This is a genomic window from Sedimentibacter sp. zth1 (assembly GCF_017352195.1).
Lineage (GTDB): Bacteria > Bacillota > Clostridia > Tissierellales > Sedimentibacteraceae > UBA1535.
In genome coordinates this window covers 1,279,136-1,294,180 of record NZ_CP071445.1, presented here as the reverse complement: position 1 = coordinate 1,294,180, position 15,045 = coordinate 1,279,136, and the positions used below count along the sequence as shown (strand labels likewise).

At 29.1% G+C, this 15,045-nt stretch carries 11 protein-coding genes; 10 read left to right on the top strand and 1 reads right to left on the bottom strand.

Going from position 1 to position 15,045, the window contains the following annotated elements; genetic code table 11:
• The first annotated feature begins 147 nt into the window (after positions 1–147).
• From JYG23_RS06500 to JYG23_RS06465, 8 genes are all read left to right on the top strand, one after another.
• Positions 148–1,833 (top strand): formate--tetrahydrofolate ligase, encoded by a 1,686-nt coding sequence (locus JYG23_RS06500; protein ID WP_207237676.1) that lies wholly within the window; start codon positions 148–150, stop codon positions 1,831–1,833.
• 107 nt (positions 1,834–1,940) lie between these two features.
• Entirely contained in the window at positions 1,941–3,998 is a 2,058-nt protein-coding gene (locus JYG23_RS06495; protein ID WP_242631646.1) for an LTA synthase family protein, read from the top strand.
• Between the two features lie 239 nt (positions 3,999–4,237).
• Positions 4,238–6,262 (top strand): urocanate hydratase, encoded by a 2,025-nt coding sequence (locus tag JYG23_RS06490; protein ID WP_207237675.1) that lies wholly within the window; start codon positions 4,238–4,240, stop codon positions 6,260–6,262.
• A gap of 11 nt (positions 6,263–6,273) precedes the next feature.
• The gene (gene ftcD / locus JYG23_RS06485) at positions 6,274–7,164 is read left to right on the top strand and encodes a glutamate formimidoyltransferase (protein WP_207237674.1); all 891 of its coding nucleotides are present in this window, start codon (positions 6,274–6,276) and stop codon (positions 7,162–7,164) included.
• Between the two features lie 13 nt (positions 7,165–7,177).
• A complete protein-coding gene (gene hutI / locus JYG23_RS06480; RefSeq protein ID WP_207237673.1) occupies positions 7,178–8,422 on the top strand; it encodes an imidazolonepropionase in 1,245 nt (414 codons plus the stop codon).
• Positions 8,423–8,459: 37 nt separating this feature from the next.
• On the top strand, positions 8,460–9,074 hold the full coding sequence (locus JYG23_RS06475) for a cyclodeaminase/cyclohydrolase family protein (RefSeq protein WP_207237672.1): 615 nt from the start codon (positions 8,460–8,462) through the stop codon (positions 9,072–9,074).
• A 103-nt stretch (positions 9,075–9,177) separates the two neighbouring features.
• A complete protein-coding gene (locus JYG23_RS06470) occupies positions 9,178–9,615 on the top strand; it encodes a HutP family protein (RefSeq protein WP_207237671.1) in 438 nt (145 codons plus the stop codon).
• Between the two features lie 12 nt (positions 9,616–9,627).
• Entirely contained in the window at positions 9,628–10,524 is an 897-nt protein-coding gene (locus JYG23_RS06465) for a selenium metabolism-associated LysR family transcriptional regulator (RefSeq protein WP_207237670.1), read from the top strand.
• Between the two features lie 315 nt (positions 10,525–10,839).
• Here JYG23_RS06465 and JYG23_RS06460 read toward each other — a convergent pair whose 3' ends face one another.
• Positions 10,840–11,430, bottom strand: a complete 591-nt coding sequence (locus JYG23_RS06460; RefSeq protein WP_207237669.1) for a superoxide dismutase — start codon at positions 11,428–11,430, stop codon at positions 10,840–10,842.
• A gap of 226 nt (positions 11,431–11,656) precedes the next feature.
• Here JYG23_RS06460 and polA point away from each other — a divergent pair, with 226 nt between their 5' ends.
• Both polA and coaE read left to right on the top strand, forming a co-directional pair.
• The gene (polA, locus tag JYG23_RS06455; protein WP_207237668.1) at positions 11,657–14,395 is read left to right on the top strand and encodes a DNA polymerase I; all 2,739 of its coding nucleotides are present in this window, start codon (positions 11,657–11,659) and stop codon (positions 14,393–14,395) included.
• The gene (coaE, locus tag JYG23_RS06450) at positions 14,382–15,014 is read left to right on the top strand and encodes a dephospho-CoA kinase (RefSeq protein WP_207237667.1); all 633 of its coding nucleotides are present in this window, start codon (positions 14,382–14,384) and stop codon (positions 15,012–15,014) included. The genes polA and coaE overlap by 14 nt, the downstream gene beginning before the upstream one ends.
• The last annotated feature ends 31 nt before the right edge of the window (positions 15,015–15,045 follow it).

Here is a 15,045-nt window from a genome sequence, read left to right as displayed (position 1 = left end):
ATATAGTATTATTGCAATAAATTCAATAATAAATACTAAAAATGTTATTATTTATTTTAGCTGGTATTATTAGACGTTTTTTAGACGTTTGATTATTATTATTGATTATATGATTAAAAAATATGTAATTAATTTCAGGAGGGAAAAATGGCAGAGAAATATTTAACAGATATCGAAATTGCACAAAGTGCAGACATGAAGGTTATCAATGAAATTGCAGAAAAAATTGGTATACCTGATAAGTACGTTGAAAACTATGGTAAGCATAAAGCAAAAATAGACTATAGATATTTAAATAACGAACTTAAAAATAATAATGATGCAAAAGTTATATTGGTAACTGCAATAAATCCAACTCCAGCAGGAGAAGGTAAAACAACTACAACAATAGGTGTTGCAGATGCTTTGTCAGCTTTAGGTAAAAAAACAGTAGTTGCTTTAAGAGAACCATCTCTTGGACCTGTTTTTGGTATTAAAGGTGGAGCTGCAGGTGGTGGATATGCACAGGTTGTTCCTATGGAAGATATTAACTTACATTTTACTGGAGATTTACATGCTATAGGTGCTGCTAATAACCTTTTAGCTGCAATGCTAGATAATCACATACATCAAGGTAATAAACTCGACATAGACGTTAGAAAAATCACTTGGAGAAGAGCTGTAGATATGAATGACAGACAGCTAAGACATATAGTAAACGGAATGGGTGGAAAGGCTAACGGTGTTCCACGAGAAGATGGGTTTGACATAACAGTTGCTTCGGAAATTATGGCGGTTTTCTGTTTATCAAGTGATATAATAGATTTAAAAGAAAGAATAGCAAGAATAATTGTTGCTTATAATAGAAGCGGAGAACCTGTAACAGCGGGTGATTTAAATGCACAAGGAGCAGTGGCAGCACTATTAAAAGATGCTTTAAAACCAAACTTAGTACAAACTCTTGAAGGAACACCAGCATTTGTACATGGTGGACCATTTGCTAATATAGCTCATGGTTGTAACAGTGTTATGGCAACAAAAATGGCTTCTAAAATGGCTGATTATGTTGTTACAGAGGCAGGCTTTGGTGCAGATCTTGGAGCAGAAAAATTCTTAGATATTAAATGTCGTATGTCAGGTATCAAACCAAGTGCAGTAATAATAGTTGCTACAATTAGAGCTTTAAAATACAATGGTGGTGTTGCAAAAGCCAACTTAAACGAAGAAAATCTTGAAGCTTTGGAAAAAGGTATACCAAACCTATTGAAACACGTAGAGAATATAACAAAAGTATTTAAACTTCCTGCAGTAGTTGCTATTAATAAGTTCCCAACAGATAGTGAAAGAGAGCTTAAATTAGTAGAAGATAAGTGTAGAGAGCTTGGAGTAAATGTAGCGCTTTCAGATGTTTGGGCACATGGTAGTGAAGGTGGAAAAAAACTTGCAAATGAAGTTTTAAAACTTACAGAAAATGAAAGCCATATGGAATTTGCTTATGATGTTAATTTATCAATAAAAGAAAAGATTAATGCAATAGCTACTAAGATTTATGGAGCAGATGGTGTTGAATATTCATCTAAAGCAGCTAAGGAAATAGCTAATCTTGAAAAATTAGGATTTGGTAATTTACCAATTTGTGTAGCAAAAAATCAATATTCACTTACTGATGATCCAAAAAAATTAGGAAGACCAACTGGATTTAAAGTTACAGTTAGAGATATTACACCATCAATAGGTGCAGGTTTCTTAGTTGCTTTAACAGGAAACATTATGAAGATGCCAGGACTTCCAAAAGTACCTGCAGCAGAAAAAATTGATGTTGATGAAAATGGTGTTATAAAAGGATTATTCTAAATTAAATATATTATAAAAATAGCAAATAATTTTTTATTTGCTATTTTACTTTATAGTTATATATATGGTAAAATAACATATATAAAATTTATTAAGGTGGTAATTAAGTGTTAGACAAATTTATTTTTCATATTAAGAGTAATAAAATTTATATAATGGAAATGGTTTTTTTTCCATTGTTGTTTTTTTATTTAGAGTCAATTTATAAAATATTTGCACTCAAAAATTATTTTGATTTTTCATTGGTATATATATTAATATCATCAATAGCAAATGGAATTTTATTATATTTTATTACATCGTTATTTAGTAAAAAGTCAAAAAAAATAGTTGTGAGTATTTTTGTATCAATATTATGTTTTGTAACAGTTGTACAGTATGTATATTATCTTATGTTTTATACACCTATGGTGTTTTATTCAATAAAAGGTGCAGGTCAAGTATTAGAGTTTGTAGATATGATATTTGATGTTGTAATTACACATATAATTGTTATTTTAGCATTAGTAACACCAATATTTTTGACTATATTTGTTTATTTTAAAAAGTTTGATATAGTTAAAGTATCATTAAAGCGAAAAGTTGCTTTATTATTAGGTGCTATTTGTTTAAATGCTATTATGTTTGTAGTATTATTAGCTGGTGGGACTGATTATACAAGTGATTTTGAGATTTATTATAAAACTAATATACCAAATTTGATAGCCAATAGATTTGGTGTATTTAAAACAGTAGAAAAAGACTTTACTTGTTTTGCATTTAATCAAAAAGTCTCTTTAGATGCATTAGGAGACATTGATAATCATTTGATTGAAGACAAAAATAAGGATAATTCAAATGAAAAAGATAAAAACTATGAGCAAGATATATTGGATAAAGAAAGAAAAAATCAGAGTGAACATGAAGTAATAATAAAAATTGATACTTCACCAAATGTACTTGATATTAATTTTGATGAACTTATTGAAAATGAGACGGATGAAAATATTATTAAAATGCACAAATATTTTGCAACATCCAATCCTACAAAAAAGAATGAGTATACAGGAATTTTTAAAGATTATAATTTAATTTTAATAACAGCTGAAAGTTTTTCACATTTAGCCATAGATAAAGAATTAACACCTACACTTTATAAAATGGTAAATGAAGGTTTTGTTTTTAATAATTTTTATAATCCTGTTTGGGGAGTAAGTACATCTGACGGTGAATATGTTGCCTGTCAAAGTCTTATACCAAAACAGGGAGTTTGGAGTTTTTATGAATCATCAAAAAATTATTTACCTTTTACAATGGGGAATCAATTCAAAAAAATAGGTTATGATACAAGAGCTTACCATAATCACTATTTTGATTTTTACAGAAGAGATGTTTCTCATCCGAATATGGGATATATATATAAAGGTCTTGGCAATGGGCTTGATGTTAAAGAATCATGGCCTGAATCTGATTTAGAGATGATGGAATTAACTATACCAGAATATATAAATGATAAAAAATTTCATACGTATTATATGACAGTAAGTGGACATAAAAACTATACGTTTTATGGTAATTATATAGCGGGCAAAAATAAGGAATTAGTTGAAAGTTTAGAGGCTTCTGAACCTGTAAAAGCATATCTAGCATGTAATATAGAACTAGACAAGGCAATGGAATATCTTATTTCACAGCTTGAAGAAAAAGGCATAGCGGATAAAACAGTTATAGCAATGAGCGCAGACCATTATCCATATGGACTTGAAAAGGACGAGATAGATGAAATTGCAGGACATGAAGTAGAAAATAATTTTGAATTGTACAAGAGTGCATTTATTTTGTGGACAGAAAATATTGAAACAAAAATTGTAGATAAAGCATGTTCAAGTCTTGACATTATTCCAACACTATCTAATTTATTTGGGTTAGAATATGATTCGAGATTGTATATGGGCAGGGACATACTGTCTGATTCAAAACCACTTATTATATTTGCAAATAGAAGCTTTATAACTGATAAAATAATGTACAATGCATTAACTAAAGAGATTACTAACTTAACAAATGAAGAAATTAGTGATGAATATATAAATGCTATCAAAAAAACCGTTTCAAACAAATTTTTAATATCTCAGGAAATATTGAATAGAGACTATTATTCATATATTATTGAAAAAGAAAATTAAAACAATTTAAATTTCTAAATAAAAAAGCTGTGCAATAAATGCACAGCTTTAAATAAAAAAACAAGGGGGAGAGGGAAAATAAATTAATAGCTAATTTGCTTATTAATTAATTATAGTATAACCCTAAAATCTTTATTAAATCTTAATTATAGAAAAATTTTTATTAATGTTTTTAGACGTTTTATCGACGTAAGTGTATTAATATTTATATATAAAATAAAATTAGGAGGAGTTATAAAATGGTAAATAACACTAGTATATCTGATGCTATGACAATCAAATTAGATAGTATACTACCTGAGTATCCAACATTTAAAGAAGAAATAAGAAGAGCTCCAATGAGAGAATTATTTTTAACTGATAGAGAAATTAAACTTGCAGTTAAAAATGCTTTAAGATATGTACCTGAAGAATTACACGAAGTATTAGCGCCTGAATTTCTTGATGAGCTAATGACAAGAGGGAGAATTTATGGTTATAGATTTATGCCCAAAGAAAGAATTTACGGTAAGCCTATAGATGAATATAAAGGAAATTGTGTTGAAGGTAAAGCATTTCAAGTAATGATTGATAATAATCTTGACCATAATGTAGCACTTTATCCTTATGAATTAGTTACATATGGAGAAACAGGTCAGGTTTGTCAAAACTGGATGCAATATCAACTTATTAAAAAATATCTTGAACAATTAACAGATGAACAAACACTTGTTATGATGTCAGGACATCCTATGGGATTGTTTAAATCATCAAAGACAAGTCCAAGAGTTGTAATTACAAACGGTCTAATGATAGGAATGTTTGATAATCCACATGACTGGTCAAAAGCAACAGCTATGGGAGTATCAAGCTATGGACAAATGACTGCTGGTGGATGGATGTATATAGGGCCACAAGGAATTGTTCATGGAACATTCAATACACTATTAAATGCAGGCAGAAAAGTTTTAGGTATTCCTCAAGATGGAGACTTAAGAGGACATTTATTTGTTACATCAGGACTTGGTGGAATGAGTGGAGCTCAACCAAAAGCTGTTGAAATTTCAAATGGAGTAGGTATTATAGCAGAAGTTGATTATTCAAGAATTAAAACAAGACTTGATCAAGGCTGGGTATCTAAATGTAGTGAAAGTATAGAAGAATGCTTCAAAATTGCTAAAGAATATATGGATAAAAAACAAACAATATCAATTGCATATCACGGCAATATTGTTGATTTACTTGAATATGCAGTTAAAAATAATATAAAAATAGATTTATTATCTGACCAAACATCATGCCATGTTCCTTATGATGGAGGATATTGTCCACAAGGACTTTCATTTGCACAAAGAACAGAAATGCTTGCAAACAGTAAAGAAAAATTTGAAGAGATGGTAAATGTTTCGTTGAAACACCATTTTGATTTGGTAAAAGCATTAGTTGAAAAAGGAACATACTTCTTTGACTATGGTAATGCATTTATGAGAGCATGCTTTGATGCCGGTGCAAAAGAAATAGCTAAAAATGGTGTAGATACAAGTGAAGGCTTTATATTTCCATCATATGTTGAAGATATAATGGGACCTATGCTATTTGATTATGGATATGGACCATTTAGATGGTGTTGCTTAAGTGGTAAACCAGAAGATTTAAGAAAAACAGATCATGCAGCTATGGAAATAATAGATCCTAACAGAAGAGGGCAAGATAGAGATAACTATATGTGGATTAAGGATGCTGAAAAGAATAAACTTGTAGTTGGAACACAATGCAGAATTTTATATCAAGATGCTTATGGCAGACGTGATATTGCACTTAAATTCAATGAAATGGTAAGAAATGGAGAGATTGGACCTGTTATGCTTGGTCGAGATCATCATGATACAGGTGGAACTGATTCACCATATAGAGAAACTTCAAATATAAAAGATGGTAGCAATATAACTGCAGATATGGCTATTCAATGTTACGCAGGTAATGCGGCAAGAGGTATGAGTTTGGTAGCACTTCATAATGGTGGTGGAGTTGGTATCAGCAAAGCTATCAATGGTGGATTTGGTATGGTTCTTGACGGTAGCAAGAGAGTTGATGATATTTTGATGAAATCAATACCATGGGATGTTATGATAGGAGTTTCAAGAAGATCTTGGGCAAGATGTGAACATTCAATTGAAACAACTGTTGATTATAATAAAATCACAAATGGTAAAGATCACATAACTATACCGTATGTTGCAAGTGACGATTTAATAGAAAATACATTTAGAAATTACAACAAATAGTGGAGGAAATTATGAATAGAATAGTAGAATGCGTGCCTAATTTTAGCGAAGGTAGAGACTTATATAAAGTTGAACAAATAGTTCAATGCTTCAGAGCAAAGGAAAATATAAAATTATTGGACTACAGTACAGATAAAGATCACAACAGATGTGTTGTTACAGTAGTTGGAGAACCAGAAGAATTAAAGAATGCAATGGTTGAAGCTATTGGTAAAGCGGTAGAATTAATAGATATGACAAAACATGAAGGACAACATCCAAGAATGGGTGCAGTAGACGTTGTTCCATTTATTCCAATAAAAAATGTAACTGTAGAAGAAGCTGATAAATTAGCTAAGGATGTAGCAAAAGAAGCATCTGAAAAATTTGGGGTACCATTTTTCTTATATGAAAAATCTGCTACAGCTAAACACAGAGAAAATCTTGCAACTATTAGAAAAGGTCAATTCGAAGGAATGGCAGAAAAAATGAAGGAGTCTAAGTGGGTACCAGATTTTGGACCTAAAACAATACATCCAACTGCTGGTGTAACTGCAATAGGAGCAAGAATGCCTTTAGTAGCATTTAACATAAACTTAGCAACTAATGATTTATCTATAGCAGATAAAATAGCTAGACAAGTTAGACATATTGGTGGCGGTTTTAGATTTGTAAAAGCTATGGGTGTTGAATTAGAAGAAAGAGGAATAGTTCAAGTATCTATGAATTTAACGGATTATACCAAATCAGCAGTATATAGAGTATTTGAAACAGTAAAAATGGAAGCTCAAAGATACGGTGTTAATGTAGTTGGTAGTGAGGTTATAGGACTTGTACCAATGCAAGCATTGATAAATAGTGCAGAATACTATTTAAGAATTGAGAACTTTAGTATGGATCAAGTATTGGAAACTAGATTATAATTAGAGGTTTAATATGAATAAACTTATAATAAAAAATGCTTCGGAATTAGTTACCTGTAAAGGTAACTTTCCAAAGCATGGAAAAGAAATGTCAGATATAGGCATGATAAAAAATGGTGCATTAGTTGTTGAAAATGGCATAATTATTGCTGTTGGAAGTACTGATGAGATTTTATCAGAGTATAACGAAAAAGATTATAAAGTTATAGATGCAAAAGATAAGGCTGTATTGCCAGGATTTATTGATTCACATACACATTTTATATTTGGTGGCTACAGAGCAGACGAATTTTCATGGAGACTAAGAGGAGATACTTACATGGAAATTATGCAAAGAGGTGGTGGTATCACCAATACTGTAAGAGCTACACGACAAGAAACACTTGATAGTTTAGTTGAAAGTGGAAGAAAAAGACTAAAAAAAATGATGCAGTTTGGTGTAACTACAGTTGAAGGAAAAAGTGGTTACGGATTAGATTTTGATACAGAGATAAAACAGTTAAAAGCAATGAAGATGCTAAATGAAAGTGAGCCTATTGATATAGTATCTACATTTTTAGGACCACATAGTGTGCTTCCAGAGTATAAGGGCAAAGAAGAAGAATTTTTAGATTTTTTGATTAAGGATGTAATGCCAATTGTAAAAAAAGAGCACCTAGCTGAGTTTGCAGATATATTCTGTGAAAAAAATGTATTTAGTATAGAACAGTCAAGAAGATTTCTACAAGCTGCAAAAGATATGGGCTTTAAACTTAAAATTCATGCTGATGAAATATATCAATTGGGTGGTGCAGAACTTGCAGCTGAGTTGCATGCAACAAGTGCTGATCATCTATTGCAGGCATCAGATGATGGAATTAAAGCTATGGCTCAAAGTGGTGTAATAAGCACTTTATTAGCAATCACTGCTTTCTCTTTAAAAGAGGAATATGCAAGAGGAAGATATATGATTGACAATAACTGTGCGGTAGCTTTGGCAACTGATTTAAATCCTGGTAGCTGTTTTTCAAATTCAATACCATTATTGATAGCGGTATCTGCTATACAAATGAAATTATCAATTGAAGAAATTATAACAGCACTTACAATCAATGCTGCAGTAGCTGTTAATAGACAAGACACAATAGGGAGCCTTGAAGTTGGTAAAAAAGCTGATATAATAATATTAGAATATCCATCCATAAATTTTTTGCCTTATCACGTTGGAGTTAATATTGTAGAAACAGTAATCAAAAATGGTAAAGTTTTGACTTTATAATTATTAATGAATTTAATATGTTTCGGAGGAAAATAGTATGAAAAATATGAAAGTAGTTGATTTTGCAGCACAAACTGCTTCTGCAGAACCAGTTCCTGGTGGTGGAAGTATTGCTGCAGTTAGTGGAGCCTTAGGCGCAGCACTTGCAGAAATGGTTGCAAACCTAACTATTGGTAAGAAAAAATATGTTGAGGTTGAATGTGACATGAAAGCAGTTTCTAAAAAAGCTGCCGAGTTAAGAGATAGATTATTAGATGATATTCAAAGAGATAGTGATTCATTTAATGATGTTATGATAGCGATGAAATTACCAAAAAATACAGATGAAGAGAAAAAATTAAGAACTGAAAAAATGCAAGCTGGTCTTAAAATAGCTGCTACTGTTCCTTATGAAATTGCTTGTGATGCTTTTGAAATTATGCCTTTAGCTGAAGAAGTAGTTAATGAAGGAAATAAAAGTGCTGTGACAGATGGATTAGTTTCTGCAATGATGTCAAGAACGGCAGTTTTATCAGCTTTGTTAAACACAAAGATTAACCTTGCTTCTATAAAGGATGAAGATTTTGTTTCTAGATTAAACAAGAAAGTTAAAGAATTAGAAAATAAAGTTAAAGAGTATGAAGAAAAAATACTAAACAAATCTCCATATTAGTGATAAAATAGGAAAGAGTTAATATCTTTCCTTTTTTTTTATATACAAAGAAGTTCTACTTCTAGTTTATAAAAAACGAAATAAATTTTTATTGAGGTGTATAATGTCAGATACAGTTGGTATTGGTAAAATATCGATACTTTTAACAATTAGCGATGATTACGAAAAACTGAAAGAAAAATATGAGCAATATGGGTATACTATATACAGAGGCAATGTTGGAAGCATGGATTCACAAAAAATTGTAGCAGCAATTGAAACTGCATCGCTCAGAGAAGATATAATTAGAGAAAATTACCATGAAGAGCATTCATTATATCATGCAATTATTGAATCATTAAGTGGTTATTGCAGAGGACAAGTGATTTTAGGAGAGCTGCAGAGAACAGCAGGGTTGACATTTGCTGTTGTTCGGGGTAATCTAATATTAGGTGATAAATCAAGCGGTGAATGGATTTCAGTAGTATTATATGGACAGATTGGGTCACCAAGAAAAGGATTTGAACACGAAGCTATCGGAATGGGAATTCAATCTATTTGATAAGGAGAAAAAATGAATACATCATATCTTAAGACTTTTATTGAAGTAGTGAATTTAAAAAATATATCAAAAGCAGCTGAAAAGCTATATATAACTCAACCAGCTGTATCAAAGCAATTACAGATTCTTGAAAAAGAATTTGAAACTGTTTTATTGAAAAAAGATGGTAGAGATATGGTTACTACTGAATCTGGTAGAAAACTTTATAAATATGCTGTAAACGCATTAAATGCTGAAAATCATATTTATGATAAAATTAAGCAAAATAGTGATGTACAAGGTGAAGTTAACATATATTCAAGTTCATTACCAGCAGATTGTTTCTTACATAAAATAGTTTTAGAATTCAATAAATTTTATTCTAAGGTAACTTATTGTATAAATAAAGTTGACTCTAAAATTGTTTTTAGCAATATTGAGAGTGGATTAATAAATTATGGGTTTGTTGGCACTGTATTTAAGAAAGGAAAGCTTAAATTTATAACAATAGCAGATGATGAGTTAGTTATAGCTGCATCTAATAAATCATTCTCTCAATATAAAAATCAAAGTGTACCAATAGATTTTATATTTGAACATAACTTTATATCTAGAGAAAATGGTTCAGCAACTTTGAGAACACTTGAAAATTATTTGAATTCAAGAAATTTATGTTTGGATGATTTAAAAATCAAGGTTAAAGTTGAGGATAATGAAATAATAAAAACTCTTGTTAAGAATGATATGGGAATAGCTATAATATCAAAAAATGCAATACAAAAAGAAATAAAAGAAGGTACTATTATTCCCATTAAATTAAAAGATGTTGAACTGAAAAGGAAAATTTATTTTGTTTACCATAGTGGTAGATATTTTTCTAGGATTGAGGAATCCTTCAAAAATTTTATAATAGATAATTATCAAATATAAAAAAGTTGCTACGCAACTCCGCGTATATAAAAAGAGAGCTGTAGTAAAAACCACAGCTCTGTCTTATTGAAAAGTGTTTAGTAATTTATAACTTTAGAAACTTTATTAAAATTGATTAACAGCAGTTATTGTTTCCACAGTTACAGAATAAAACTACTAATAATAAGAAGAAAAATAATAAATTACTTCCTCCACAACAGCCATCGCCACCGAAAAATCCCATATAATCTTACCTCCTTAATTATAATGTTTGGTATATTATATGTGGATGTATTTATTGCGTTACAACTGAAAAATATTTTCTTGGTTAAAAAATTATTCAAATAGTAAATTTAACCTGTTGTTAATTACATTAAAATCTAAATTATTAAAAAAAACATCAATATATCTATTCTTTTTTATTCCAAAATCAATCATATAAGCATGTTCATATACATCTAAAACTATTAGTGGAAAGGTGTTCATCATGATTTGAGTATTATGAGAATCTTGACCGTAAATATATATACTATTTGTAAAAGCATCATAGCATAATACTACCCAACCTCTCATAGACATTCCTATGCATTTGAATTGTTTTTTAAAATTATCATATGATTTAAAATAAGAATTAATTAGTTCTAATATTTTACCATTTGGTTTAGTATTTAGTCCAGTTAGATTGCCAAAATATAATTCGTGTAATTTTACACCATCTAAATTGAAAGATAAAGAATTTTGTATATTTCGTACTTCACTAAAATTACTGTTACAATTATTATATAAATTTTCATTTTTCATAGCATCATATATTTTAGGCATGGTGTTTACATAATTGGTATACAGAGTATAATGCTGACTTAATTGGCTGTAAGTAATATCTTTAACGCTTGAAAAATCAAAAAATTTAGTTTCAATTTTATTCAATAAATCATCTCCTTTGTACATTTTATGATGAAAAACAAATTCATATGATTAATTAAAAATCTTATTCCCATAAACTTTTCTAAAAAAATAATTTATTAATAAATGGTAGTTATAGGACTAACAATTTATTATGGATAAAAATTATTCGTTGTGATACAATTAACTATATATCATTGAAAATTACTATATAACTTTAAATAAATATAAAAAACGAATGGAGAAATATATGAAAAATAAATTTATGATTATTGATGGAAATAGCATATTGTTTAGAGCATTTTATGCAATGCCGCCTTTAAAAACTAAAAAAGGCCAGTATACAAATGCTGTATATGGATTTTTGAATATGTTATACAAACTAATAGATGATTATTCTCCTGAGTACATATGTGTTGCGTTTGATCCTAAAAAGCCTACATTTAGACATATTCAGTATACTGAGTACAAGGCAGGGCGCGCGAAAACTCCTGATGAATTGGTTCAACAGTTTGGATTAATTAGAAGCGTTTTAAATACACACAATATCAAATGTATTGAAATAGAAGGATTTGAAGCTGATGATGCTGCTGGAACACTTGCAAAACATTCAAAAGAAAACGGCATGAGTGTATTCTTGGTAACTAGTGATAAGGACTATTTGCAGCTAGTTGATGATGATGTAAAAGTATTATTGACAAAAAAAGGTGTATCAAATATTAAAGAAATGAATAGAGCACAAATCAACGAAGATTATGAGATAGAACCTGAGGAGTTTGTAGACTTAAAAGCACTAATGGGTGACAAATCAGATAATATACCAGGAGTAGGTGGAGTTGGTGAAAAAACCGCTATAAAGCTAATTAAGGAATATCACAATCTTGATAGCTTGTATGAGCATATTGAAGAAATAAAAGGTAAATTAAAAGAAAAGCTTGAAAATGACAAAATGCAAGCTTATATGAGTAAAACACTATCTAAAATAGTTACAGATATACCTGTAGAGATAGATTTAAATGAATATAAGTTACAAGAAGCTGACGGGCAAAAACTTTTGAAATTATATGATGATTTAGAATTTAAAAACTTTAAAAAAAGAATAAAGAATGTAAGTATTGATAATTCAAATGCTATAAGCGTTGAAGATACTCAAATGTCTATTTTCAACTTAGAACCAACAAATACAAAACAAAATATTAAAACTAAGGATTTAATTATTATTGAAAATATAAATGATGATAAATTTGTAAAATTGAAAGAAGAAATTGCGGAAACTAAAAAAATCTCATTAAAATTTTTATTAAATGGGGAAAGATCCTTGTTTTCAAATGCAATAGCATTAGGTATATCTCCATGCAATGAAAATATATATTATATTGCTATTGACAAACAAAATCAAGAAAGCATTTTAGAAGGTCTTAAGGATATTTTATTAGATGAAAGTATAAAAAAAATAGGTCATAACCTAAAATCAGATATTATATACCTTGAAAAAAATAATATTGAGTTAAAAGGTATAAATTTTGATGCGCAAGTAGCAGCATATTTGATTGATCCAGCAGAAAACTCATATAGTATAGATAAACTGTCAAGTAAATTTTTAGATTTAGAAATTCCAGTTTTGAGTGATTATATTGGATCAGGAAAGTCAAAATTAAGTTTTGAAGACATTGATATAGAAAAGAAAAAGAAATATATATTTAATTATATAAGATCAATTGTATATTTAGAGCAAAACATTATAGATAAAATTGAAACGCTTAATATGTCAAGTTTATTCTATAATATTGAGATGCCATTGGTTGAAGTTCTTGCTAATATGGAATTTACAGGATTTAAGATTGATACTCATATATTGGATGAATTAGGAAGTAAATTCAATAAAAAGTTAGAAATTTTAGAAAGTGTAATATATGAAATGGCAGGCGAAAGGTTTAATATAAATTCTCCTAAACAGCTTGGTGTTATATTGTTTGAAAAATTAAATCTTGAAGTTGTTAAAAAAACTAAGACGGGGTATTCAACAGATATTGAAGTTTTAGATAAGCTCAAAGATAAACATCCGATTATAGAAAAAATAATAGAATATAGACAGCTTACTAAGCTTAATTCTACCTATGTTGAAGGACTAATGGCTGTTGTGGATAAAAAGACACATAGAGTACATTCTATATTAAATCAAACAATAACTACAACTGGAAGAATTAGTAGCACAGATCCTAACCTTCAGAATATTCCTACAAGAACTGATGATGGAAAAGAAATAAGAAAAGCTTTTATTGCCGAAGACGGATATACACTTGTTGATGCTGATTATTCACAAATTGAATTAAGGGTATTAGCAGAATTATCAAATGAAGAGAAACTTGTGGATGCATTTAAGCAGAACGAGGATATACATTCAAAAACAGCTTCGGAAGTTTTTAAAGTGTGCATTGAGGATGTAACAAGCACTATGAGAAGTCGTGCAAAAGCTGTAAATTTCGGAATAATTTATGGCATAAGTGACTATGGGCTGAGTAGAGATTTAAACATTCCTAGAAAAGAAGCAAAAGAATATATTGAAAATTATTTAGGATATTATAGCAATATAGATGCGTATATGAGAAATACAGTTGAACAAAGTAAAAAGGATTTATATGTTGAAACATATTTTGGTAGAAGAAGAAATATACCTGAGTTAAGCTCAAGAAATTTCCATATACGTTCTTTTGGAGAAAGAATTGCGTTAAATACACCAGTTCAAGGTACAGCTGCGGATATTATAAAAATTGCAATGGTTAATGTATATAAAAAACTAAGAGATAGTAATTTGAAATCTAAATTATTGTTGCAAGTACACGATGAGCTGATTATTGAGGCAGCCACTAATGAAGTAGAAATAGTTGTAGATATGCTAAAACATGAAATGGAAAATGTAGTAACAGATTTCAAAGTGAAATTAGAGGTTGATATTAATGTTGGAGATAATTGGTATGAATCAAAATAAAAGACCATATGTTATTGTTATAACTGGTGGTATAGCAACAGGTAAAAGTGCAGTAAGCTCATATATAACAAAATTAGGTTTTACTTTATTAGATAGTGATAAAATTGTTCATGATGGATATTTATTAAAGGGTGAATTATATCATTCTTTAATAATTGAATTCGGACATGCTATTTTAGATAAAAATAATTTTATAGATAGGCAAATACTTGGTAAAATAGCATTGAATGATAATGCAAGTATGATAAAATTAAATAGTATAGTTCATAAATACGTTGTAAATGAATTGATTTATGGTATTAATAATTCGAATGAGGATACTATATTTCTTGATATACCACTTATGTTTGAAGAAAAAGAAACTTTAATCAAACTCGGGCTAATGTATGATGAAATATGGTTAGTTTATGTAAGCGAAGATACTCAAAGAAAAAGACTTGTAAATAGAGCTAATTTAGAGCATAAAAATATAAATCAAACACTTAAAATTCTAGACATGCAAATACCAATTGATATGAAAAAAAATTTAGCAGATATAGTTATACAAAATGAAGGAACGTTAGAAGAATTGCATAAATCAATAGATAAATTATTAAATTTAAAATTAACTAATAACTAATATTAACATATAATGAAATATTCCTAGATTA

Coding starts and splice junctions, on each gene's coding strand:
- JYG23_RS06475 (WP_207237672.1), top strand. CDS start 8,460: ATGAAAAATATGAAAGTAGTTGATTTTGCAGCACAAACTGCTTCTGCA.
- coaE (WP_207237667.1), top strand. CDS start 14,382: ATGAATCAAAATAAAAGACCATATGTTATTGTTATAACTGGTGGTATA.
- hutI (WP_207237673.1), top strand. CDS start 7,178: ATGAATAAACTTATAATAAAAAATGCTTCGGAATTAGTTACCTGTAAA.
- polA (WP_207237668.1), top strand. CDS start 11,657: ATGAAAAATAAATTTATGATTATTGATGGAAATAGCATATTGTTTAGA.
- JYG23_RS06500 (WP_207237676.1), top strand. CDS start 148: ATGGCAGAGAAATATTTAACAGATATCGAAATTGCACAAAGTGCAGAC.
- JYG23_RS06490 (WP_207237675.1), top strand. CDS start 4,238: ATGGTAAATAACACTAGTATATCTGATGCTATGACAATCAAATTAGAT.
- ftcD (WP_207237674.1), top strand. CDS start 6,274: ATGAATAGAATAGTAGAATGCGTGCCTAATTTTAGCGAAGGTAGAGAC.
- JYG23_RS06470 (WP_207237671.1), top strand. CDS start 9,178: ATGTCAGATACAGTTGGTATTGGTAAAATATCGATACTTTTAACAATT.
- JYG23_RS06465 (WP_207237670.1), top strand. CDS start 9,628: ATGAATACATCATATCTTAAGACTTTTATTGAAGTAGTGAATTTAAAA.